Source organism: Streptomyces sp. NPDC002446, assembly GCF_053595675.1.
Window position 1 is genome coordinate 40519 of the sequence record NZ_JBSFYC010000046.1, and the last position, 20811, is coordinate 61329.

The following is a 20811-nucleotide window of genomic DNA, read 5'->3' on the forward strand; positions in this document are numbered from 1 at the left end:
CGCGCATTCGATTTACGGGGCCCGCAAGCCCTCTTCACCCAAACGTGTGGCGGCCCCACAACCTTCCCGCCCGGCCACACGCCCGTACGCTGCGGAAATCCGCCGCCCCCGGCAACTCAGCCGTTTCCCGGCAGGGCCCGCTCCAGCGCATCGAACGTCCGCCGCAGCACCTCCGCCTGCCCCACGGCCACCTCGTCCGCCGGGTCACCGCCGAGCTGCCGGCCCGCGGCCCCGGCGTACGCCGCCCGGATCCCGGCGATGATCAGCGCCGCGGCCAGCCGGGAGTCGGAGTCCGGCCGCCCGGCCTCGCCTCCCGCGGCCTCGGCCAGCAGCCCGGCGAGCGTGTCCTCCATCTCCTCGACCGCCTCACGGCCCCGCGCCCGCAGCGCGGGCGAGTCCAGCACCGTGCGCCAGAAGTGCTCGTACCCCTCCCCCACCCCGCCGAGCGGATGCCGCTGCTCCAGCAGCTCGAAGGCGAGGCGGCGCAGCGCGGCCAGCGGCGTCTCGTCCGCGCCGCGGTCCCGGACGGCACGGGTGAGCAGCTCCCGCGCCTCGGGGATCCGGTCGAGGAAGAGGTCCTCCTTGCGCGGGAAGTAATTGAAGACGGTCATCGTGGACACCTCGGCGGCACGGGCCACCTCGGCGACGGTGACGTTGTCGAAGCCGCGCCGGATGAACAGCAGGGTCGCCTCGCCGGAGATCCGCTGCCGGGTGCGCAGCTTCTTGCGCTCGCGCAGCGTCAGCCGCCCGTCTTCCTCGCCGAAGCCGGTCTCCGCCTCCCGGCCGGCGATCCGCTCGCCACCGGACGCCCCCGCGGCGCCGTGCCGCCGCTCCTCACGCTCATCCACCATGCCCGGAATCCTAGGCCGCCCCTTCACAAATTTTGTAGTCACAAAAACTTTTTAGTGACTACACTCTCGCCGCATGAGGCATGACGCAGACGTAGTAGTGGCAGGGGGCGGCCCGGTGGGGCTGTTGCTCGCCTGCGAACTGGCACTGGCGGACGTCCGGGTCGTCGTCCTGGAGCGGCTGACCGAGGTGGACACGACGATCAAGGCGGGGGCGATCAACTCCCCCAGCGCGGAGGCCTTCTACCGGCGCGGGATGCTGCCCGGCCTGGCCGAGGCGCAGCGCGCCACGCTGGAGAGGTTCAGCTCGTTCCTGCGGCAGCGGCAGACCGCGGGCGCGTCCGGGGTGCAGCGGCCGCCGAAGTTCGCCGGGCACTTCGCCGGGATCATGCTGCGCGGTGATCTGCTGGACGAGTCCGACCCGGACTTCGAGGGCCCCGGCCCGGCCGCCGAGGTCGGCCTCGTACCCCAGGAGGCGCTGGAACGGCTGCTCGCCGCCCGCGCCGCCGAGCTGGGCGTCGACCTGCGCCGCGGGGTGACGCTGACCGGCTTCGACGCCGACGACGACGGGGTCCGCGTCGGCACGTCCGACGGGTCGCTGCGGACCGGCTGGCTGGTGGGGTGCGACGGCGGGCGCAGTACGGTCCGCCGGCTCGCCGGCTTCCCGTTCCCGGGGACGGACCCCGAGATCACCGGCCATCAGGCCATCGTGGAGATGACCGGCGCCGAGAAGCTGGGAGCCGGCTGGAACTGGACCGCGACCGGGACGTACTCGCACGGCCCGGTACCCGGCCGGATCCTCACCGTGGAGTTCGACGGGCCGCCCGCGGACCGCGAAGCGCCCGTTACCGCCGAGGAGTTGGAGACGTCCCTGCGCAACGTCTCCGGCGTCGAGGGCGTCAAGGTGCACAAGGTGCTCTCGGCGACCCGGTTCACGGACAACGCCCGTCAGGTGCCCGACTACCGGGCGGGGCGGGTGCTGCTGGCCGGTGACGCGGCGCATGTGCACTCACCGTTCGGCGGCCAGGGACTGAACCTCGGTATCGGGGACGCGATGAACCTGGGCTGGAAGCTGGCCGCAACGGTGCACGGCTGGGCACCGGAGGGGCTGCTCGACACCTACACCGCGGAGCGGCACCCGATAGGCGCCTGGGTGCTGGAGTGGACCCGGGCCCAAGTGGCGCTGATGCGACCGGAGTCGCACACCCGGGCGCTGCGCACGGTGCTCGCCGAGCTGACCGGAACCGTCGACGCCACCACCTTCTTCGCCAAGAAGATCTCCGGCGTCTGGCAGCGCTACGACCTGCCGGGCGACCATCCGCTCACCGGTCGCAGCGCCCCGGACCTGGAGCTCTCCGACGGCAGCCGGCTCGCGGACCATCTGCGCGGCGGGCAGGGTCTGTTGCTCGATCTCACCGATGACGCCGCTCTGCGCGCCCGCGCCGCCGGGTACGGCACCCGGGTGCGGGTGCTGACCGCCGCCTGCCCCGGGCGGCCCGGCCTGGCCGGCCTCCTGGTACGGCCGGACGGCTGCACCGCCTGGGCGGCGGACACCCCCGCCCCGGCCGCCGCGCAGGACGAACTGGGTGACGCGCTCCACCGGTGGTTCGGGACGCCGGCCGACCCGGCGGTCTGACCGCGCGCAGACACCGCGGGCGGCGTCCGGCCGTCCCCCGGGCCCTTGCACACGCCGCCCGCCCCGCCCGCGTACGCCCCCGATCGGCGTCGGCCGACTCCCGAACTCGCCCTCGTGGCGCTAGCGTCGGACCATGACCGTCACCCCGCCTGACTTCCCGCACGATGTGGCCGCCGTCCGCGAGGCCACCGAACGGCTGCTGGTCTCGGTGAGCAAGCTCGACGACGCGGCCATGGGCGAGCCGTCGCTGCTCCCCCGCTGGACCCGCGGCCATGTCCTCGCCCATCTGGCGCGCAACGCGGATGCGCTGGTCAACCTCCTCACCTGGGCGCGTACGGATGTCCGTACGCCCATGTACGCGAGCGCCGCCGCCCGTGACGCGGACATCGAACGGGACGCCGCCCGCCCGTTGGCGGCGCACCTGGAGGACCTCAAGGAGAGCGCCGCACGGTTCGATGCGGCAGCGGACGCGCTCCCGGAGGCGCGCCGCGCGTTCGAGGTCGAGATGCGCAACGGCGTCGTCGAACGGGCCGACCGGCTGCCGCTGCGCCGCCTCGCCGAGGTGGAGTTGCACCATCTGGACCTCGGCGTCGGCCACACCCTCGACCAGCTGTCGCCCGACTTCGTCGGCAGCGAGCTGGCCTTCCTCGCCACGATCAAGTTCGCCGGCCACCCGGACCTGCCCGCCCTGGAGCTGCGTGCCGACGACGGCCGTAGCTGGCGCACCGGCGGCACCGCGGCCGTAGCGGGCACCGAGGCCGCGCCCGTGGTGGTCTCGGGCTCCGCGACGGCCCTGGTCGGCTGGCTCACCGGGCGGGGCGACGGCTCCGCGCTGGACAGCCACGGCTCCGCCCTGCCTGTCGTACCCCCGCTTTAGAGTGGACACATGGGCTATAGCGGAGCAGTGAAGGTCGGCGGAGCGGCCGACGTGCACGAACTGACCGACGTGATGATCTCGAAGGTCGCGGTCGGCCGGATGGACAACAACGCCTATGTGCTGCGGTGCCGTGCGACCGACGAGCAGCTGCTGATCGACGCGGCCGCCGATCCGCACACCCTCCTCGCGCTGATCGGCGACAGCGGCATCGCGTCCGTCGTCACCACGCACCGGCACGGCGACCACTGGGGCGCCCTGCGCGAGGTGGTCGACGCGACCGGCGCCCGCACCTACGCGGGCCGGCATGACGCCGAGGGCATCCCGGTGCCCACGGACGTGCTGGTCGACGACGGCGACACGATCACCGTCGGACGCGTCAAGCTGACGGCGCGTCATCTGGTCGGCCACACTCCCGGCAGCATCGCGCTGGTCTACGACGACCCGCACGGCGCCCCGCATCTGTTCACCGGGGACTGCCTCTTCCCCGGCGGCGTCGGCAACACCTGGGGCAATCCGGATCACTTCGCCAGCCTGATCGACGGTGTGGAGAGCAAGCTCTTCGGCGAACTCCCCGACGAGACCTGGGTCTATCCGGGCCACGGCAACGACACCACGCTCGGTGCGGAGCGGCCGCATCTGGCGGAGTGGCGCCGGCGCGGCTGGTAGAGAACGCCGGGCGCCCGGCCCCGCTCCGTACGGGAGCGAGGGCCGGGCGCCGTCAGCGGTGCGCCAGGGGCGTCGGACCTCAGGCGTCGACGCGCTCCTTGCCGGCGGTCGCCGCCTCGGCCGCCGCCTGCTTCTTCGAGGCGCGCAGGCTGGTGATGGTCGTGACGACGAGCACGGCGCAGATGACGCCCAGCGAGACCGGGATGCTGATCTCCGGGACGGCCACCCCGGACTCGTGCAGCGCGTGCAGTACGAGCTTCACGCCGATGAAGCCCAGGATGATCGACAGGCCGTAGGAGAGGTGGACCAGCTTCTTCAGCAGCCCGCCGATCAGGAAGTACAGCTGCCGCAGACCCATCAGGGCGAAGGCGTTGGCGGTGAAGACGATGTACGGGTCCTGGGTGAGGCCGAAGATCGCCGGGATGGAGTCCAGCGCGAACAGGACGTCGGTGGTGCCGATCGCCAGCATGACGATCAGCATCGGCGTCATCAGCCGCTTGCCGTTCTCGACGATGAACAGCTTGGTGCCGTGGTACTTGTCGGTCGACGGGAAGCGCTTCTCGACCAGCTTCAGGAAGCGGTTCTCCTCGAACTCCTCGTCCTGCTCCTCGGCGCGGGCCTCCTTGATGAGCTTCCACGCGGTCCAGATGAGGAAGGCACCGAAGAGGTAGAAGATCCAGGAGAAGTTGGCGATGATCGCGGCGCCGGCGCCGATGAAGCCGGCCCGCAGCACCAGCGCGATCAGTACGCCGACCATCAGGACCCGCTGCTGGTAGATCGTCGGGACCGCGAACTTCGCCATGATCAGTACGAAGACGAAGAGGTTGTCGACGCTCAGGGACTTCTCGGTGATGAAGCCCGCGAAGAACTCACCGGCCGGCGCGGCGCCGCCGAAGAACAGCAGCCCGAGGCCGAACAGCGCGGCGAGCGCGATCCAGACGGCGGTCCAGATTCCGGCCTCCTTGATGGAGACCTCGTGCGGTTTGCGGCCGCCGATAAAGAAGTCGGCGGCTATCAGGGCACACAGACCAAGGATGGTCAGCGTCCACAGGGTCAGGGAAACGTCCACTGCTCCTCCGGCAGAGTCGTACGGCACTTACAGCGTCGTCGCTGCCGGAGGTCTCTTCCGCCCCGTTCCGCCTGTGGGGAACGGGGCCGACGCCCCGGGATCTCGTCACACTCGAATCCGTGATGACGGGTACGTCGTAGCGGGAATACTCCCCTCCGCACCAAGAAGGGTAAAGGAACGCCAAGTAATAGTAAAGAATTAGGTAAAGCTGCTGGTCAGGTGGCTGGTCAGTGGCCTTCCGCCCGGCGGGCTCCGGCGACCTGGCTCAGCACCTGGCGCACCACCTGGCTGCCCTTCGGGGCCAGCGGCGGCTCATACGTCCAGGCGTGGCCCACCCAGGGGTCGGCGAGGTGCGCGTCGGGCACCGGCGTGATCCGCAGCAGGGAGCGCCACAGCGGATCCAGGACCGGGCCGTACTCCCGGGCCTGGGCGCGGTCGGCCACCATCATCAGATGCACCCCGACGGCGGGGCCCTCGTCGGCCAGATAGCGGAGCTGGGTGAGGGCGCGGTCGTCGAAGCCGTGCGGGAAGTCATGCACGATCAGCAACTGCTCGGCGGTGTCCAGATCCGGCGGCAGCGCATCCGCGGCACGACTGCGCACGGCCATCTGGACGAGGTCCACCCGCCGGGTCAGCCCCTCCAGCACCGCGGCCACGCCCTTGGCGCCGGGCACCGGGGCGGCGGGCAGCGCACCGGTCTCCACGAGCGGGGCGAGCGCCGGCGCCGCCGTGCCCCCGGGGTCGATGACCTGGATGGCGAACTCACCGGCGGGGTGGACGGCGAGCATCCGGGCGGCGATGGCGACGGCGGTCTCCATGGCGAGCCGGCGCAGCGCGGCCTCGTCCGGCGGCCCGTCCGTCAGCGCGCTGCCCAGCTCCCGCCGGCCGTACTCGCGCTCGGGGCCGGGACCGGCCAGGGCGTAGGCGTCGGGCCCGCTGTCGATCCACAGACCGCGCTCCAGGGGGAGCCGTACGAGCATGGGGATGCGCAGGTCCAGCACCTCCGGGAGGTGCAGATCGCCCAGGCGCAGCGCCATCGGGCGCTCCTGCGGGACCTGATAGCCCTGCCACACGGGGTTGTCCCAGCGGGCGAAGGCGGGCGGCAGCGCGGGCTCCACGACCTCCGACTCGGCGGCCAGCTGCCCGAGGTCGCGGTCGAGCGCGGCGCGGGCCTGGGTGACCAGGGTGGCGTGCTTGTCGCGGGCGGTGGCGCGGGCGACGTCGGCGGCGGTGCCGAGGCGGTTGCGCGGGTCGGCGAGGGCCCGGTCGAGCTCCTGCTCCAGGCGGGACTCGGCGAAGTCGGACGCGCTGCGGTACGCCGCGACCGAGCGGGCCAGGTCCTCGAACATCCCCCAGACCTGGTTGTAGAGCCGCTCCTCCATGCTCCATCCGGCCGCGTCGCCGGCGACGGGGGCCGGGGGGCCGTCGGGTGTGCCGGAGGCGGCGGGGGCGGCCGGGGCCGGGCCGGCCGGTGCGGGGGCGCTGCGGCGCTTGGGGTGGCGGTAGTCGACGGGGCCGCCGGATGCCGGGACGGATCCGGCCTTGGCCACGGCCCCGGCGGCCGGTCCGGTCCCCTTCATGCGGGCCGCGGTGCCTGTCCCGGATGCTGCCGGGTCGTCAGCCGGTGTGTGCGCGGGGCCGGGCCGCTCCGCAGCGGGCGCGGCGGCCGGGCCCGCCCCGGAGCGCTCCGGGCGCTTCTCGGTCCCGCTCGCCGCGACCGGCGCCGGGACCGCGCGGGCGTGCCCCAGGCTGACGGCCTGCTCGATCTCCGCGGCGAGCTCCGCCGCCTGCGCCAGCCCCTGGTCGCGCAGCATCGCGGTGAGGCCGCCGGCATAGCCCTGGCCCACCGCGCGGACCTTCCAGGCGCCCTGTCTGCGGTACAGCTCCACGGCGACGACGGCGGACTCGGCGCCCAGACCGGTGATGGTGTAGCCGGCGAGGGGCGTGCCGTCGAGGCCGGTGACCACGACGGACGGCGCGGCGGCGGCACCGAAGGTGGTCAGCGCGCCGATCCCGGTGGGCAGCGCCAGCAGCACGCTCACCCGGTGGACGGCGTCGGGCAGCGCGTCGAGGTCGACCGCGATGCGGTGCTCGGCGGCGGCCTGACGGGGAACCTCGATGCCGGTGCGCCGCGGCGCACCCGGATGGGCCACCGCCTCGGCGCCGGAGAGCCTGCCCTGCTCGTCGCCGAGCGTCACCCCGGCCACGACGGGGCCGCCCGCCGCGATCCGGATCTCCACCCGTGTGCGGTCCAGTGCGTGGTTCTGCCCCCGGACCAGCTCGGCCGTCATCGTTGTTCCCCCTGGTTGTGATACGTCCCGGGCCGGGCCCGGGCACCGGCCCGGGACGGCGGCGGCGCGGCCCGGGTGCGCGCCGCCGCGGCGTGCGGTGGTTACAGGTGCGGCACGATCGCGGGCACCAGGTCCTGGAACGTACGGCCGACAGAGGGCTCACCGATGGCGGTCATCTGCCAGCCGCTGCCGACGCGGTGCACCTTGGCCATCACCTGGGCGGTGTAGTTGCCGCCGCCCGTAAGGGTGTAGCGGGCCAGCTCCTCGCCGGTGGACTCGTCCACCAGACGGCAGAAGGCGTCCTGCACCTCGGTGAAGGTCTGGCCGGTGAAGGAGTTGACGGTGAACACGATCTGGTCGATGTGCACCGGCAGCCGCGCCAGGTCGACCAGGATCGCCTCGTCGTCGCCGCCCTGACCCGCGCCGCCGACCAGGTTGTCGCCGGTGTGCCGGACCGCGCCGTCATCGCTGATCAGATGCTGGAAGAACACCACATCTATCGGCTTCTTGTCGGCGAACAGCACCGCGGAGGCGTCGAGGTCGATCTCGTTGGTGCGCCTCCCGAACAGGCCGCGGCGCGGCGCCGAACGCCACCCCAGTCCCATCCGCACCGCGGTCAGCGTTCCGCCGTCGGACTTCTGCAGGCTGATGCCCTGCCCCTTGGACAAATTGACCGACACGCGCCGTCCCTTCTCCGTACTGTCCCCGCCCAGCTTTCCGGCGGGCCCCTTCGACCCTACGCACGACGGCGGGCCCGGGGCGCACCAGGCCCGCGTTTGTGGCGTTTCTGCAACACCGGGGCGGCCACGGGGGCCGCCCGCCCCTCCCCCGTCACTTCACGCCGGCCTCCCTCATTTGCCGCAGCTCCTTCTTCAGTTCGCCCACCTCGTCGCGCAGCCGGGCGGCGACCTCGAACTGCAGCTCCGCCGCGGCGGCCCGCATCCGCTCCGTCATCTCCTCGATGAGCTCGGCCAGTTCGGCGGCGGGACGGTCCGTCAGCGCGGCACCCGCCTTGGCCTTGCCCTTCCCCGCCCGCCCGCCGAGCGCCGGGACCGGGGCCTTGCCCTTGGCCTCCTTGGCCTCGCCCGACTTGCGGTAGCCCGAGCCCAGCAGCTCCTGGGTGTCGATCTCCTCGCGGGCGATCGTGGCGACGATGTCGCCGATCTTCTTGCGGAGCGGCTGCGGGTCGATGCCGTGCTCCTTGTTGTACGCCAGCTGCTTCTCACGCCGCCGGTTGGTTTCGTCGATGGCCTTCTCCATCGCCCGGGTGACCTTGTCGGCGTACATGTGCACCTGTCCGGAGACATTGCGCGCCGCGCGCCCGATCGTCTGGATCAGCGCGGAACCGGACCGCAGGAAGCCCTCCTTGTCGGCGTCCAGGATGGCCACCAGGGACACCTCGGGGAGGTCGAGGCCCTCACGCAGCAGGTTGATGCCCACCAGGACGTCGTACTCACCCGATCGCAGCTCGCGCAGCAGCTCCACCCGCCGCAGGGTGTCCACGTCGCTGTGCAGATAGCGCACCTGAATGCCGAGCTCGAGGAAGTAGTCGGTGAGGTCCTCGGCCATCTTCTTGGTGAGGGTGGTGACCAGGACGCGCTCGTCCTTCTCCGTACGCGCCCGGATCTCGTGCACCAGGTCGTCGATCTGCCCGTCGGTGGGCTTGACCACCACCTCCGGGTCCACCAGGCCGGTCGGGCGGATGATCTGCTCCACGAAGCCGTCGCTCCGGGCGAGCTCGTACGGGCCGGGGGTCGCGGACAGATAGACGGTCTGGCCGATGCGGTCGAGGAACTCCTCCCACTTCAGCGGCCGGTTGTCCAGCGCGGACGGCAGCCGGAAGCCGTGGTCGACGAGGGTGCGCTTGCGCGAGGCGTCGCCCTCGTACATGGCGCCGATCTGCGGCACGGTGACGTGCGACTCGTCGATGACCAGGAGGAAGTCGTCCGGGAAGTAGTCGATGAGGGTGTTGGGCGCGGAACCGGGCTCGCGGCCGTCCATGTGCATCGAGTAGTTCTCGATGCCCGAGCAGGAGCCGATCTGCCGCATCATCTCGATGTCGTACGTGGTGCGCATGCGCAGCCGCTGGGCCTCCAGCTGCTTGCCCTGCTTCTCCAGCGCGGCGAGACGGTCCGCCAGCTCGGCCTCGATCCCGGCGATGGCCCGCTCCATGCGCTCCGGACCGGCGATGTAGTGGCTGGCCGGGAAGATGTACAGCTCTTGGTCGTCGCTGATGACCTCGCCGGTGAGCGGATGGAGGGTGGACAGCGCCTCGATCTCGTCACCGAACATCTCGATCCGCACGGCCAGCTCCTCGTAGACCGGGAAGATCTCGATGGTGTCGCCGCGGACCCGGAACGTGCCCCGGGTGAAGGCCACGTCGTTGCGGGTGTACTGGATGTCGACGAAGCGGCGCAGCAGCTGGTCGCGGTCGAACTCGTCGCCGACCTTCAGCGGGACCATCCGGTCGACGTACTCCTGCGGCGTACCCAGGCCGTAGATGCAGGACACCGAGGCGACCACGACCACGTCACGCCGGGTGAGCAGCGAATTCGTCGCGGAGTGGCGCAGCCGTTCGACCTCCTCGTTGATGGAGGAGTCCTTCTCGATGTACGTATCGGACTGCGGGACATACGCCTCGGGCTGGTAGTAGTCGTAGTAGGAGACGAAGTACTCGACGGCGTTGTTCGGCAGCAGCTCGCGGAATTCGTTGGCGAGCTGGGCCGCGAGGGTCTTGTTGGGCGCCATGACGAGGGTCGGCCGCTGCAGCTTCTCGATCATCCATGCGGTGGTCGCCGACTTGCCGGTGCCGGTTGCGCCCAGCAGGACGACGTCCTTTTCACCCCCGCGGATGCGCCGCTCCAGCTCGGCGATGGCCGCCGGCTGGTCGCCATTGGGCTGGTAGGGGCTGACGACCTCGAAAGGCGCCACCGTGCGTTCGATCTTTGATACGGGCCGCATGGGATCCACCGTACGACCCAGCACTGACAACCGGCGTGGGAACCGCTCCGACCTGCGGATCTGCGACGGAATCGGCAGGCTGTGGCGGGGCCGGGCGAGCCCGGGACGCCGTGCGGCGGCGCCGGCGGGGCAGCGGTCGGCCGCGATCGTCACGGCCCGGGAGGTGCCGGAGCTTCCGGGCCGGACGCAGGGCCATGAGAGCGACGCGCCCGCGCGCGGGGAGGTCACGCCGGCCCTTCTTTCACCGCATATGACCAAAACCGGTCAGAAGCGCGACGGGTGACGCATCATCGGCCAAGATGCGCGGATGCCGCGGCTCCGGCAAGTTGGACGACATCGGAGCGGACGTCTGTTGCACGGCTTATCCGGGCATCCTGCAATTGCGCGACGCTCCACACGGAAGACCGGCCACCTCTCGTTCAGCCCTCGGCCACCGTACGACCGCCTCCTGCTCTGGCCCGGCTGCGAGCCTCTGCCCGTCCGACCCGTTCACGTCACTTCACGTCCGCTCACGCCCACGACGTCACGAGGAGTCCGTATGCGTATCCGCCCCGTCGCCACCGTTGTCGCCGGTGCGCTCATGGGTCTGTCCGCGCTCGTCCTCTCCACAACCGCCGCCCAGGCCTCGCCGCACGGACTCACTCCGCTGCCGGTCGCCCACCGCGGCGCCTCGTCGTACGCGCCCGAGAACACCCTCGCCGCCATCGATGCCGCCGCCGAGCTCGGCATCGAATGGGTCGAGAACGACGTCCAGCGCACCAAGGACGGTGAGCTGGTCATCCTCCACGACAACTCGCTCGCCCGGACCACCGACGTCGAGGAGGTCTTCCCCGACCGCTCCCCCTGGAGCGTCTCGGACTTCACCCTCAAGGAGATCGAGAAGCTGGACGCGGGCAGCTGGTTCGGGCAGAAGTTCGAGGGCGAGCGCGTGCCGACCCTCGAGGACTACATGGACCAGGTCGAGCACAACGACCAGAGCCTGCTGATGGAGCTCAAGTCCCCGGAGCTCTACCCGGGCATCGAGCGGCAGACCCTCCGGGAGCTGCGCAACGCGGGCTGGCTGGACAGGGACCACGTCAAGCACCGTCTGATCATCCAGAGCTTCAACGCCGACACGATCAAGACGGTGCACACGCTCCGGTCGGACATCAAGACGGGCTTCCTCGGCAACCCGTCCGTCGCCGACCTCCCGAAGTACGCGAAGTACTGCGACCAGATCAATCCCGTCCACACCGCGGTCACCCCGGAGTACGTCGCCGCCGTGCACGGCCTGAAGGGTCCGCACCGCAGGCAGCTGGACCTGTACACCTGGACCGTCGACGACCCGGCCGTAGCGGTCAAGGTCGCCGACATGGGCGTCGACGGCATCATCACTAACAAGCCCGACGTGGTGCGGGACGCGCTGGAGGGCCGGAAGGACCGCGACGGCTGAGCACGGTGCCACGGCGGGCGGCCCGGCGACCACCGCCGGGCCGTTCGCCGTCGCGTTGTCAGTGGTGCGTCCTACCCTGATCAGGTGACGCATTCCGAGCAGGTTTCCGAGCAGGTTCCTGGGCCGCAGGCGGGCCCCGGGGCCCGGCGCGAGTGGGCCTGGACGCTTCTGGAGACCCCGATCGGTCCGCTGCTGCTCGCCGCGACCCGGCAGGGCCTGGTCCAGGTCGCCTTCCATGCCGACGAGCGGACGGCCCGCCGCGCGCTGACCCGTCTGGAGCAGCTCTTCGGCGGGCCGCCGCTGCCGGAGATACCTCATCTGGCGACGGCCGCCGACGAGCTCACCGCCTACTTCTCCGGGCGACTGCGCGCCTTCACCGTCCCCTTGGACTGGTCGCTGTCCTCCGGCTTCAACGCCCGGGTGCTGCACGCCCTGGCCGCCGATGTGCCCTATGGCACGGTGGTCGGCTATCAGGACCTCGCCGACCGCGTCGGGGAGCCGGGCGCGGCCCGCGCGGTCGGGTCCGCGATGGGCTCCAATCCGCTGCCGGTCGTCGTCCCCTGCCACCGCGTCGTGGCGAGCGACGGCGGGATCGGCGGTTTCGGCGGCGGCCTGGAGACCAAGCGGCTGCTGCTGGCCCTCGAAGGTGTGCTGCCCGCTCCGCTCTTCTGACCCCCGGCCGTCGTCCGTCCTCGCCGAGGCCGGACTCCTACGAATGGCAGCGCCATGTCCCGTCAGATCGCCCTGCTCCGCGGCATCAACGTCGGAGGCCACAACTCCTTCCCCAAGGCCGGGCAGCTGGAGCTGGCCCGGTCGCTGGGGTTCCAGGACGTCTCCGTTCTGCTGCAGACCGGCAATATCGTCTTCGCCGACCCCGGTACGCCGCCGGAGGAGACCGCCCGGATGATCCACGACCGGATCGCCGCCGAGCTCGGCCTGACGGTCCCGGTCGTCGTCCGGACCCGCGACGAGCTGGCCGCCGCCGTCGCCGCGAATCCGTTCCCGCAGGCCGTGCCGGAGCCCAAGAGCCTGCATGTGACGTTCCTGTCGGCGGCGCCGGCCGACACCTCACGCCTGGACGCGCTCGACCAGACCGCGTTCGCGCCCGACCGGTTCCGGCTGACCGGGCGCGAACTGTACCTGTGGTGCCCGGGCGGCATCGGCCGCTCCAAGCTCGCCGCGGCAGTGAGCCGCGCGCCCCTCGGGGTGACGGCGACGGCCCGCAACTGGAACACCGTCACCAAGCTGCTGGCCCTGGCGGACGCCTGACGCCTCCCTGTGCCCGCCGCGGCCCCTGGGGCCGTCAGCGCCAGCCGTAGCGCTCGCGCAGCCGGTTGACGACGAGGTTGAAGCGGCCGCGGTCCAGGGCGCAGGCCTCGCGCCGCATCCCCGCCGGGTGCACCCGCAGCACGCGGTCCACGGCCACCCAGGAGTCGCGCCCCGCGCGGTCCCAGGGGCCCGCCCCGATGGGGACCCACTCCCGGTCGTTGTTGTGCCGCTTGCTGGAGAGCTGGACCGCCAGCAGCGTCCCGCGGGGCTCCCGGGCGACGACCAGCACCGGCCGGTCCTTGCCCCGCCCGTCGTTCTCCTCGTAGGGCACCCAGGTCCAGACGATCTCGCCGGGGTCCGGATCGCCGTCCGGGTCCGGCGCGTAGGACATCTGCACGGCGCCGACGGAGCGCGTACGGGCCTCCACGGTCGCGGTGGGACCCTGCCTGCCGGGCAGCGCTGCGGCCGCATCGGAGGGGTCGGTTGCGTGGGATGAAGTGGTCACGCCCTCACGCTAACCGCCCGCGAGAACCGGCACGTCAGCGGTCCACGGCCGGCGCTCGACGGTCGATTGTCAGTGGTCGGCCGTACGGTTTTTTCAGCAGCGGGGGACGGCCGTCGGGGCCGCCCGGGAGGGGAGAGCCATGTCCGAGACCACGACGTATCTGGAGCTGTCGCAAGAGGGCGGCGGTGCCCACAAGTTCTACGAGGTGACGGTGCAGAACACGGTCGTCTCGGTGCGCTACGGGCGGATCGGCGCGGCCGGCCAGCAGCAGACCTCGACGTTCCCGACGCGGGAGAAGGCGCAGGCCGCGGCCGCCAAGAAGATCGGGGAGAAGGTCCGCAAGGGCTATGCCCCGGCAGTGCGGGGACAGCGCGCCGCACGCTCGGTGACGCGGCGTCAGGTCTCTTCCGCGCCGTCGACGGCCCGCGCGGTCGCACCGGTGCTGTGGCGGTTCCGTACGGGAGCTTCGGCGTTCGGCATCCACATCGCCGAGGACCGCTGCTGGGTCGGCAATCAGAACGGCGATGTCTACACGCTCGGCCACGACGGCGAGGTGCTGGCGCGTTACCAGCTCCCCGACGGCGTCAAGTGCCTGGTGGCGGACGACTTCTGGATCTACGCCGGCTGCGACAACGGCACGGTCTACGACCTCTCCTCCAAACTCCCCTTCGCGGCCTACGACATCGCCCCCGATGTCGACATCTTCTGGCTGGACATCCGCGAGGGCATCCTCCATGTCGCCGACCGCAAGGGCGGTCTGACCGTCATCGACCACGAGGACGAACACCAGTGGTCGCGGCGCAGCCCGGGCGAGCACGCCTGGATGGTGCGGCGGGACGAACACGCCGTCTACCACGGCCATCACCGCGGCGTGACCGCCTACGCCGCCGACGGCAGCGGCGAGTTGTGGCACACCCCGACCAAGGGCGCGGTCCTGTTCGGCTGGCAGGAGGACCGAGCGGTGTACGCCGGCACGGACCGCCGGGTCGTCCAGCGGCTGACGAAGGACAGCGGGGCGCTGGAAGCCACCTACCAGTGCGACACGGTCGTCTACTCCTGCGCCACGGCCCCCGGCGGCCGCTATGTCTTCGCCGGCGACTCGGCCTCCTCGGTGTACTGCTTCGCGGCCGACGGCACCCGTCTGTGGAAGCTGGGCACGGGCGGCGGATCGGCGCTGTCCATGCAGTATCTGGACGAGAAGCTGTACATGGTCACCACCGACGGCTCCCTGGTGTGCGTCGACGCGAGCGACGCGGCCATCGCCGCCGCCCGGTCGGGCACGGTGCCGGTGGCCCGGGATGTGAAGTCGGCCGCCGCGCTGCCCACGTACACCCCCTCGGCCTCGGTGCAGACGGTGGCGTCCGCCGCCGCCTCGGGGATCGTGGTGGAGTGCGTGCAGGAAGCCGGCCGGCTGCGGGTCCATGTGGTCTCCGACGGCTATGAGCCGTCCTGGAACGTCCAGTTCCCGCGCCATATACGCCAGGTGGGCGCGCGGTATGTCGTCGATGGTGTGTCGGCGGCCTCGGGCGGCTTCTACCGCGTCCGGGGCGAGATCCGGCAGATCGTCTGAGGCCTGGAGTCCGGCCGCTCAGGCGAGCCCGCTCCAGGCCGGCCGACGGGGATCGTCGGCCCGTACGACGACATCCGCCGCCTCCTCGGGCCGTGTCTCGGCCTCGTAGCGCGCGAAGGCGGGCAGCGTCCAGCGCTCGCCCGGCGGGGTGCGACGGGCGAGCGCGGCCGGCGACAGCATCAGATGGACGGAGAGATCGAAGGGGAACCAGTGGCCCAGCAGCAGAGGACCGTGCAGCAACAGGACGCCGCCGGGCGGCAGTGTCACGTACGCGCTGCGCGTCGCCCGGTCCGTCAGCGGATCCCACAGGTCCGGGAGCACTCTCCCGGTGCCGCCCGGATCCAGTGGCTGGAACACCTCGCGCCACAGCGCCTGCCGGTCGAACCACTCGTCGTGGTAGGCGTCGGGATCCTCCCGGCCGTATTCGAGCCGCAGGGAGGCGGGCCGCAGAAAGCCGAAGGTGCCGGCCTTGTGCACCGCCCGCCCCCGGATCCGCAGCGCCTCTGCGAGCCGGGCCGCGAGGTCGCCGGGCGCGGCCGCCGGAGCCCCGTCGACGGCCACTCTCAGCCAGGGGCTCCCGTCCTTCGCCGTCGTCGCCGCGATGCGCTCGGCGAGCGCGTCCGTGAGCCGTTCCCAGGTGATCGCTTCGAGCCGCACACCGCCATTCTGCCCGGCCGTTCGGTGCACGGCGCGGCGCGTCAGCCGGAGCCCGGCCGGCCCGGCGGTGCGGGGAAGGTGTGGTTGCCGGAGATGAGGCCGGCCTGGATCACCGGGCCGTGGTGGACACCGCCGTTGATGGTGTTGTGCACACGCACCGTCGCGTGGTCTCCCTGGGGCGCCACCTCATCAAGCAGGGCGCGCAGTTCGGCCGCCGCGGCCGGGTCCTCGCTCAGCAGCCGGTGCAGCCGCAGCCGCCACACCGCGGTCACCCCGTCCATTCCGGCCTGGTCGCCCAGCTCCCGGGCCGCCGCTAGATCGGCGCGGGAGCCCTCCAGCTCGCCCTCGACCGCCTCCTCGCCCGCGGTGCCCCGGCGCCGGGCGAGGAACGCCGCCATTCTGCCGCGGACCGCCGTCCAGCCCTCCGTCGCCATCTGCTGCACCAGCGTTGTCGCCCCCGCCGTGGCGAGCGCCACCAACTCCGTCTCCATCAGGCCCCCTTGTGCGTCGTCGGTAGTTCATTGTGCGGCTGCCGGCGCCGTCCCGGAGAGGAGGGCGGGTTCATGAAGCGACCGGTGGCCGGTCGGCCCGGTTCAGGCCTGGTCGGCGGACGGGCGGGCGGCTCCGTAGCGGCTGAGTTCGGCCGCCGCCTCCTTCGTCGCCTCGATGACGCTGTCGGGGGCCACCGGCATCACGGACTTGAGCTTCAGCAGCAGGACCGCGCCCATGATGGAACCGTCCCACATGATCGGCGCCGCGCAGGAGTTCCATCCGGCCATGCACTCCTCGTACCCGAGCGCGTAGCCGAGGTCGCGCACCTCCGCGAGGGACTCCACCAGCGCGTCGTTGTCCCGGTAGACGCCCGGCCCCGCCTGGTCGGGTACGGGCTCGGCCAGTACCCGCTGCTGCAGCACCTCCGGCAGGTAGGCGAGGATCGTCCGCCCGGAGGCACCGGTGCGCAGGGAACGCGTCACGGACAGCACATCGCGCGGGGTCATGCCCAGCTCCGCGAGGTCGGAGTCCCCGACGGCCATGTCGATGCACTGCCGTTGGGCGCCGGAGAACGGCGCCACCATGTAGAGGAACGCCAGTCCGCCGTCGGTGGCCGCCCGCAGCTCGCTGAGCACCGTCTGCGCGCCGTCGAGGCGGTGGTCGAGCGCGGTGAAGGCGAGCTGGGCGGCCGAGGTCCGCAGCCGGTAGAGGCCCCGGTCCACCCGCTCGAAGATCCGCTGGTAGATACCGGACTGCAGGATGCGGTAGACGACCGAGTCGTCCAGGCCGGTGATCTCGGCGATCTCACCGGGTCCGTGGGCGGAGCCGCCCAGTTCGGCGAAGGCCGACTGGACGAGGAAGACCCGTTCGGCATGGCTGGATCCCGTCATCCGGGCGCGCGCGGACGACGCGTCCTTGACCGGCTGTCGCGCGTCGTGGTGGCGGCCCGGCTCACCGGGCTCCGTGATGGTGGTGCCCGAAGCGGAGGCGGGGGCGCCGGACACGGCCGACGGTCCCGACGCTGTGGTGCTGTTGCCCATCGTGTGCTCTCTCCCCTGGCAGTGTTCCGCGCCCGAAGGCGCACGGCATGTCCTCGCCCCGGACTACCGGAGTCATCGTGTGACGTCGAGAGCCAGTTTCCCGGTCTGGGTCCGGGCGGCGAGCTCGTGGTGCGCCCGGGCCGCCTCGCCGAGCGGGTGGACGCCACCGGTCAGCGGCTTGAGGGAACCGTCCGCCACCGCGTCGAACAGCGCCCGCATGGAGGTCGGCAGCGCCGTACGGTCCGCGTAGAGCTGCGGCAGCCAGAAGCCGGAGAGGGTGAGGGAGCGCGCCATCAGCTCACGCGTCGGCACACTCGCCAGGCTGCCGCCGGCGAACCCGTAGACGGCCATCCGGCCGCGCGGCGCGACGGCGGCGAGGGTCCGCTCGAAGGTGACGCCGCCGGTCATCTCCAGCGCCGCCTCGACCGGCCCGCCGGCCGCGTCCAGGATGCGCTCCGTCAGGTCCTCGGCCGTCGAGTCGACGACCGCGTGGGCGCCCAGCTCCTGTGCCAGCTTGCGCTTCTCCGGGGAGCCGGCCAGGCCGATGACCTTGGCCCCGGCGCGCGCGGCGAGCTGGACGGCCAGCGAGCCGACACCGCCCGCTGCGGCGGGTACGACGACCGTCTCGCCCTCGGCGATCCGCAGCGAGGTGAACAGCAGATGCCAGGCACTGTTGCCCTGCAGCGCCAGCGCTACGGCCTGTGCGTCGCTGATGGCGTCGGGCACGTCCCAGGTGACGCGGCGGTGCAGCAGCGCCCGCTCCGCGTATCCGCCGCCGCGGCACAGTCCGACGACGCGGCGCGTGCCGTCCACGGTCCCCACGACCTCGTTGCCGGGTATGTACGGCAGCTCGACGGGCGCCAGATAGGTGTCTCCCCGTACGTGCACGTCCGCGTAGTTGACGCCCGCCAAGGTGACGTCGACCAGGGAGTGGCCGCTGCGCGGCTCGGGCTCGGGCACGTCCTCGAGTCGCAGCACGTCCGGGCCGCCGAATTCTCGCATCACAATCGCGCGCACGACTCTCCCTCAAGTTCTGCTGTGCGGTGCCCGCACAGGGTAGGCATGGCGCTCGCCAGGGCGCGGTCACCCGATCATTTCGCGCCAACCATGCGGGGCTTCGCGCGCCGCTGCCCGGCTTCTCGCGGAAGTTTCCCTCCCGCTTTCTCGCGAGGCGAGAAACCAGCGAGTCGCTTTCCGCCGATTGCTCCGTTTTGCTTCGGATCTACCCATGAGTATCCCGGCGGTGGCTCTCACTCATCTCTCGCTCAATCCTGGCTACCGGATGTGATCTCCGGCGCCTACGATCCGAAATGTGTCCGCCGTTGACCGGATGTGACGGCCGCGTCCCCTGGGGCAGAGCACATTGTGCGAGGCAGATGTGTTGGCCCTCCCCACCCGGTGATACGGGCGGGTGGCGGAGGACGTGGCCCGCGAACAGGGCAACACGGGCACGGCCTGAGGGGGAATCATGATGGGGAAATCGGGGGGCGGCAGGCCGGCGATCGCGCCGGCCTGCCGGGACCCACAACTGGCACAACCACTTCCACCGGCACCTCTGCGCATCCTGCGGACCGCGTCCGCGTCCCTGCCGTCCTCGTTGACGGCCTCGTTCACGGCCGCCACCGACGCCGTCATCGCCGCCGCGCGCCGGCATTCCCGACCGTATGCGGCGCCGCCCTTTCTGGACGAGTCCCGCTACCGCCGGGGATTCGTGCGCCGCCGCCGAGAAAGGGACCGTTCATGAACTCGTCGAGCAGTACGAGCAGCAGCGGGCTGCAGTTCACGCACCCGTACCTCGCCGTGGTCCTCGGTGGCGGCTTCGCAGGGATGCTGGCCGCCGCCGTACTCTCCGAACACGCCGACGTCATCGTCGTCGAGCGGGAGCGGCTGCCGCGGACCCCCGCCCTCCCCACTGACCTTCCGCAGGCCCGGCACGCCCATCTCCTGGCGGCGGACGGTGCGCGACTGGTCGAAGCGCTGCTGCCCGGCAGCGTCGACGGCTGGCTGGCCGAGGGCGCCCGCCGGATCCCGATGCCCGCAGACCTCGCCGCCTGCTCCCCGCAGGGGTGGTTAGGCCGGCGTCGCTCGCCGTATGTGGTCGCCTGCTCACGCGATCTGCTCGACCGGGTCGCGCGCCAACAGGTGCCGGCCCTCGCGGGAGTGTCCGTCCTCGACGGAACCGAGGCGGAGGAGCTCACCGGCACCGCGGAACACATCACCGGCGTCCGCGTCCGGGACACCACGACCGGCGAAACGTATCGGCTGGACGCCGACCTCGTGGTCGACGCCACCGGCCGGCACTCCACCACCCAGGACCGGCTCATGGCGCTGGGCCTGCCCCCCGTGCGCGAAGACGTCTCGGACTCCGGGATCGTCTCGGCCACCCGTATCTTCCGCGCCCCCGTCGGCACCGAGAACTGCCCCGTCCTCACAACCCGTTCAGCGCCCGCCGCCCCGGATTCGGCCCATCGTCCTCCCGGGCGCCCGGCCCCAGGGAGGACGGCGACGCTGGTGCCCATCGAGGGCGGGCGCTGGCTGGTGACCCTCACCGGCACCGGGGACGAGCGGCCGACCGAACACGCCAACCGGTTCGTGCCGTTCGCCCGCCGCACGGGAAATTCCGCCATCGGCGACCTCATCGCCGACGCCGAACCGCTGAGCGAGGTGCTGCTGGCCCGCGACACGGCCAACCGGCGGCGGCGCTACGAACAGCTGCCGTCCTGGCCCACGGGATTCATCGCGCTCGGCGGCGCCGTGGTCTCGCTCAGCCCCGACTTCGGCCAGGGCCTGTCCATCGCCGCCCACAGTGCCGCCGCGCTGCGCGAGACGCTGCGACGGCACGGAATGGACGACGCGGGGATCGCCAGGAAGGTCCAGCGCGCCATCGGCCGCATCGTCGAGGAACCCTGGTCCCTGGCCACCGGCGAGCCCCTCCACTCCCCCGCCGGCCGCGCCGCCGTCTGCCGCGCCTATGTCGATGTCGTCACCCCCTCCCCCCGTACGGCGCCGTTCTCGCACCCCTCGGCCGCGCTCGGCCTGCTCCGGGGCCGTACGGCCCGGATCGGCCCGGAGGCAGGCGGTGCACCGGACTGGGAGCCCTCTGCGCTGGCGGTCCCCTCCCCGCTGCCGGCAGCGGCCGAATCCGCGTCGGCCGCCGGCCCGTGTCCTGCCGCGGCGGCCGGTGCCGCACCCACTCTCGCGGCACCGCCCGCCGCAGCGAGGCGCCGTCCCCGCCCGCTCGGTTTCGGCCCGACGGGTCTGTGGCGCTTCAGCGGCGCAAGCCGCCGGAAACCGGCCGACGACTGAGCCCAGCGGTGCGAGGGGGCCGCACTCCACCCGCCGTACCTGGCCGCCTGCTCTCACCGCCGCTGATTTACCGTAGGGGCGCCAGAGACGGTTGAAGGGCGGTCGCCGGGGTCCCCTTCGTGGAACAGGGCGTCGCCGCGGGCGAGCGTGACCTCTCCCATAGAGGCGCGCAGCTCGGCCGCCTGCTCGTCA

18 protein-coding genes and 1 pseudogene are annotated in these 20811 nt (G+C 72.0%); 8 read left to right on the plus strand and 11 right to left on the minus strand.

Annotation, left to right across the window (positions count from 1 at the left end; translation table 11 throughout):
- Positions 1-116: 116 nt before the first annotated feature.
- Positions 117-851 carry a TetR/AcrR family transcriptional regulator gene (locus ACWD6P_RS24300; protein ID WP_451446260.1) on the minus strand — a complete coding sequence of 245 codons (735 nt, stop codon included), beginning with the start codon at positions 849-851 and terminating at the stop codon, positions 117-119.
- A 73-nt stretch (positions 852-924) separates the two neighbouring features.
- On the opposite strand from ACWD6P_RS24300, the gene ACWD6P_RS24305 reads away from it, so the two are divergent.
- From ACWD6P_RS24305 to ACWD6P_RS24315, 3 genes are all read left to right on the plus strand, one after another.
- Positions 925-2484, plus strand: coding sequence for an FAD-dependent monooxygenase (locus tag ACWD6P_RS24305; protein WP_451446261.1), 1560 nt, complete (start codon positions 925-927; stop codon positions 2482-2484).
- Between the two features lie 133 nt (positions 2485-2617).
- Positions 2618-3361, plus strand: a complete 744-nt coding sequence (locus tag ACWD6P_RS24310) for a maleylpyruvate isomerase family mycothiol-dependent enzyme (RefSeq protein ID WP_451446262.1) — start codon at positions 2618-2620, stop codon at positions 3359-3361.
- 9 nt (positions 3362-3370) lie between these two features.
- Complete coding sequence (locus ACWD6P_RS24315; protein WP_451446263.1) at positions 3371-4027, plus strand: MBL fold metallo-hydrolase; 657 nt, start codon at positions 3371-3373, stop codon at positions 4025-4027.
- 79 nt (positions 4028-4106) lie between these two features.
- Here ACWD6P_RS24315 and ACWD6P_RS24320 read toward each other — a convergent pair whose 3' ends face one another.
- The 4 genes from ACWD6P_RS24320 to uvrB form a co-directional block, all read right to left on the minus strand.
- The gene (locus tag ACWD6P_RS24320) at positions 4107-5096 is read right to left on the minus strand and encodes a TerC family protein (RefSeq protein WP_451446264.1); all 990 of its coding nucleotides are present in this window, start codon (positions 5094-5096) and stop codon (positions 4107-4109) included.
- Between the two features lie 227 nt (positions 5097-5323).
- Complete coding sequence (locus tag ACWD6P_RS24325) at positions 5324-7387, minus strand: TerD family protein (protein WP_451446265.1); 2064 nt, start codon at positions 7385-7387, stop codon at positions 5324-5326.
- Between the two features lie 101 nt (positions 7388-7488).
- Positions 7489-8067: a TerD family protein gene (locus tag ACWD6P_RS24330; protein WP_451446266.1), complete on the minus strand. Its 579-nt coding sequence runs from the start codon at positions 8065-8067 to the stop codon at positions 7489-7491.
- Positions 8068-8218: 151 nt separating this feature from the next.
- Positions 8219-10348: an excinuclease ABC subunit UvrB gene (gene uvrB, locus ACWD6P_RS24335; protein ID WP_451446267.1), complete on the minus strand. Its 2130-nt coding sequence runs from the start codon at positions 10346-10348 to the stop codon at positions 8219-8221.
- 538 nt (positions 10349-10886) lie between these two features.
- Here uvrB and ACWD6P_RS24340 point away from each other — a divergent pair.
- From ACWD6P_RS24340 to ACWD6P_RS24350, 3 genes are all read left to right on the plus strand, one after another.
- Positions 10887-11780 (plus strand): glycerophosphodiester phosphodiesterase, encoded by an 894-nt coding sequence (locus tag ACWD6P_RS24340; RefSeq protein WP_451446268.1) that lies wholly within the window; start codon positions 10887-10889, stop codon positions 11778-11780.
- Between the two features lie 84 nt (positions 11781-11864).
- Positions 11865-12452, plus strand: a complete 588-nt coding sequence (locus ACWD6P_RS24345) for a methylated-DNA--[protein]-cysteine S-methyltransferase (RefSeq protein WP_451446269.1) — start codon at positions 11865-11867, stop codon at positions 12450-12452.
- A 54-nt stretch (positions 12453-12506) separates the two neighbouring features.
- Positions 12507-13049 carry a DUF1697 domain-containing protein gene (locus ACWD6P_RS24350; RefSeq protein WP_451446270.1) on the plus strand — a complete coding sequence of 181 codons (543 nt, stop codon included), beginning with the start codon at positions 12507-12509 and terminating at the stop codon, positions 13047-13049.
- A 34-nt stretch (positions 13050-13083) separates the two neighbouring features.
- Here ACWD6P_RS24350 and ACWD6P_RS24355 read toward each other — a convergent pair whose 3' ends face one another.
- A complete protein-coding gene (locus ACWD6P_RS24355; RefSeq protein WP_451446278.1) occupies positions 13084-13506 on the minus strand; it encodes a type II toxin-antitoxin system PemK/MazF family toxin in 423 nt (140 codons plus the stop codon).
- 187 nt (positions 13507-13693) lie between these two features.
- Here ACWD6P_RS24355 and ACWD6P_RS24360 point away from each other — a divergent pair, with 187 nt between their 5' ends.
- A complete protein-coding gene (locus ACWD6P_RS24360) occupies positions 13694-15124 on the plus strand; it encodes a WGR domain-containing protein (protein WP_451446271.1) in 1431 nt (476 codons plus the stop codon).
- Between the two features lie 18 nt (positions 15125-15142).
- Here the strand turns inward: ACWD6P_RS24360 and ACWD6P_RS24365 are convergent, their stop codons facing one another.
- From ACWD6P_RS24365 to ACWD6P_RS24380, 4 genes are all read right to left on the minus strand, one after another.
- Positions 15143-15781, minus strand: coding sequence for a uridine kinase (locus ACWD6P_RS24365; RefSeq protein WP_451446272.1), 639 nt, complete (start codon positions 15779-15781; stop codon positions 15143-15145).
- Between the two features lie 41 nt (positions 15782-15822).
- Positions 15823-16272: a hypothetical protein gene (locus ACWD6P_RS24370; protein WP_451446273.1), complete on the minus strand. Its 450-nt coding sequence runs from the start codon at positions 16270-16272 to the stop codon at positions 15823-15825.
- Positions 16273-16374: 102 nt separating this feature from the next.
- Positions 16375-17313 carry an IclR family transcriptional regulator domain-containing protein gene (locus tag ACWD6P_RS24375; RefSeq protein ID WP_451446274.1) on the minus strand — a complete coding sequence of 313 codons (939 nt, stop codon included), beginning with the start codon at positions 17311-17313 and terminating at the stop codon, positions 16375-16377.
- 72 nt (positions 17314-17385) lie between these two features.
- Positions 17386-18330, minus strand: coding sequence for a quinone oxidoreductase family protein (locus tag ACWD6P_RS24380; protein ID WP_451446275.1), 945 nt, complete (start codon positions 18328-18330; stop codon positions 17386-17388).
- A gap of 723 nt (positions 18331-19053) precedes the next feature.
- Between ACWD6P_RS24380 and ACWD6P_RS24385 the strand changes: the two genes are divergently transcribed.
- Positions 19054-20619: an NAD(P)/FAD-dependent oxidoreductase gene (locus ACWD6P_RS24385; protein WP_451446276.1), complete on the plus strand. Its 1566-nt coding sequence runs from the start codon at positions 19054-19056 to the stop codon at positions 20617-20619.
- Positions 20620-20717: 98 nt separating this feature from the next.
- On the opposite strand, the pseudogene ACWD6P_RS24390 reads toward ACWD6P_RS24385, so the two are convergent.
- Positions 20718-20811 (minus strand): annotated as a pseudogene (locus ACWD6P_RS24390) (Crp/Fnr family transcriptional regulator); the annotation flags it as partial.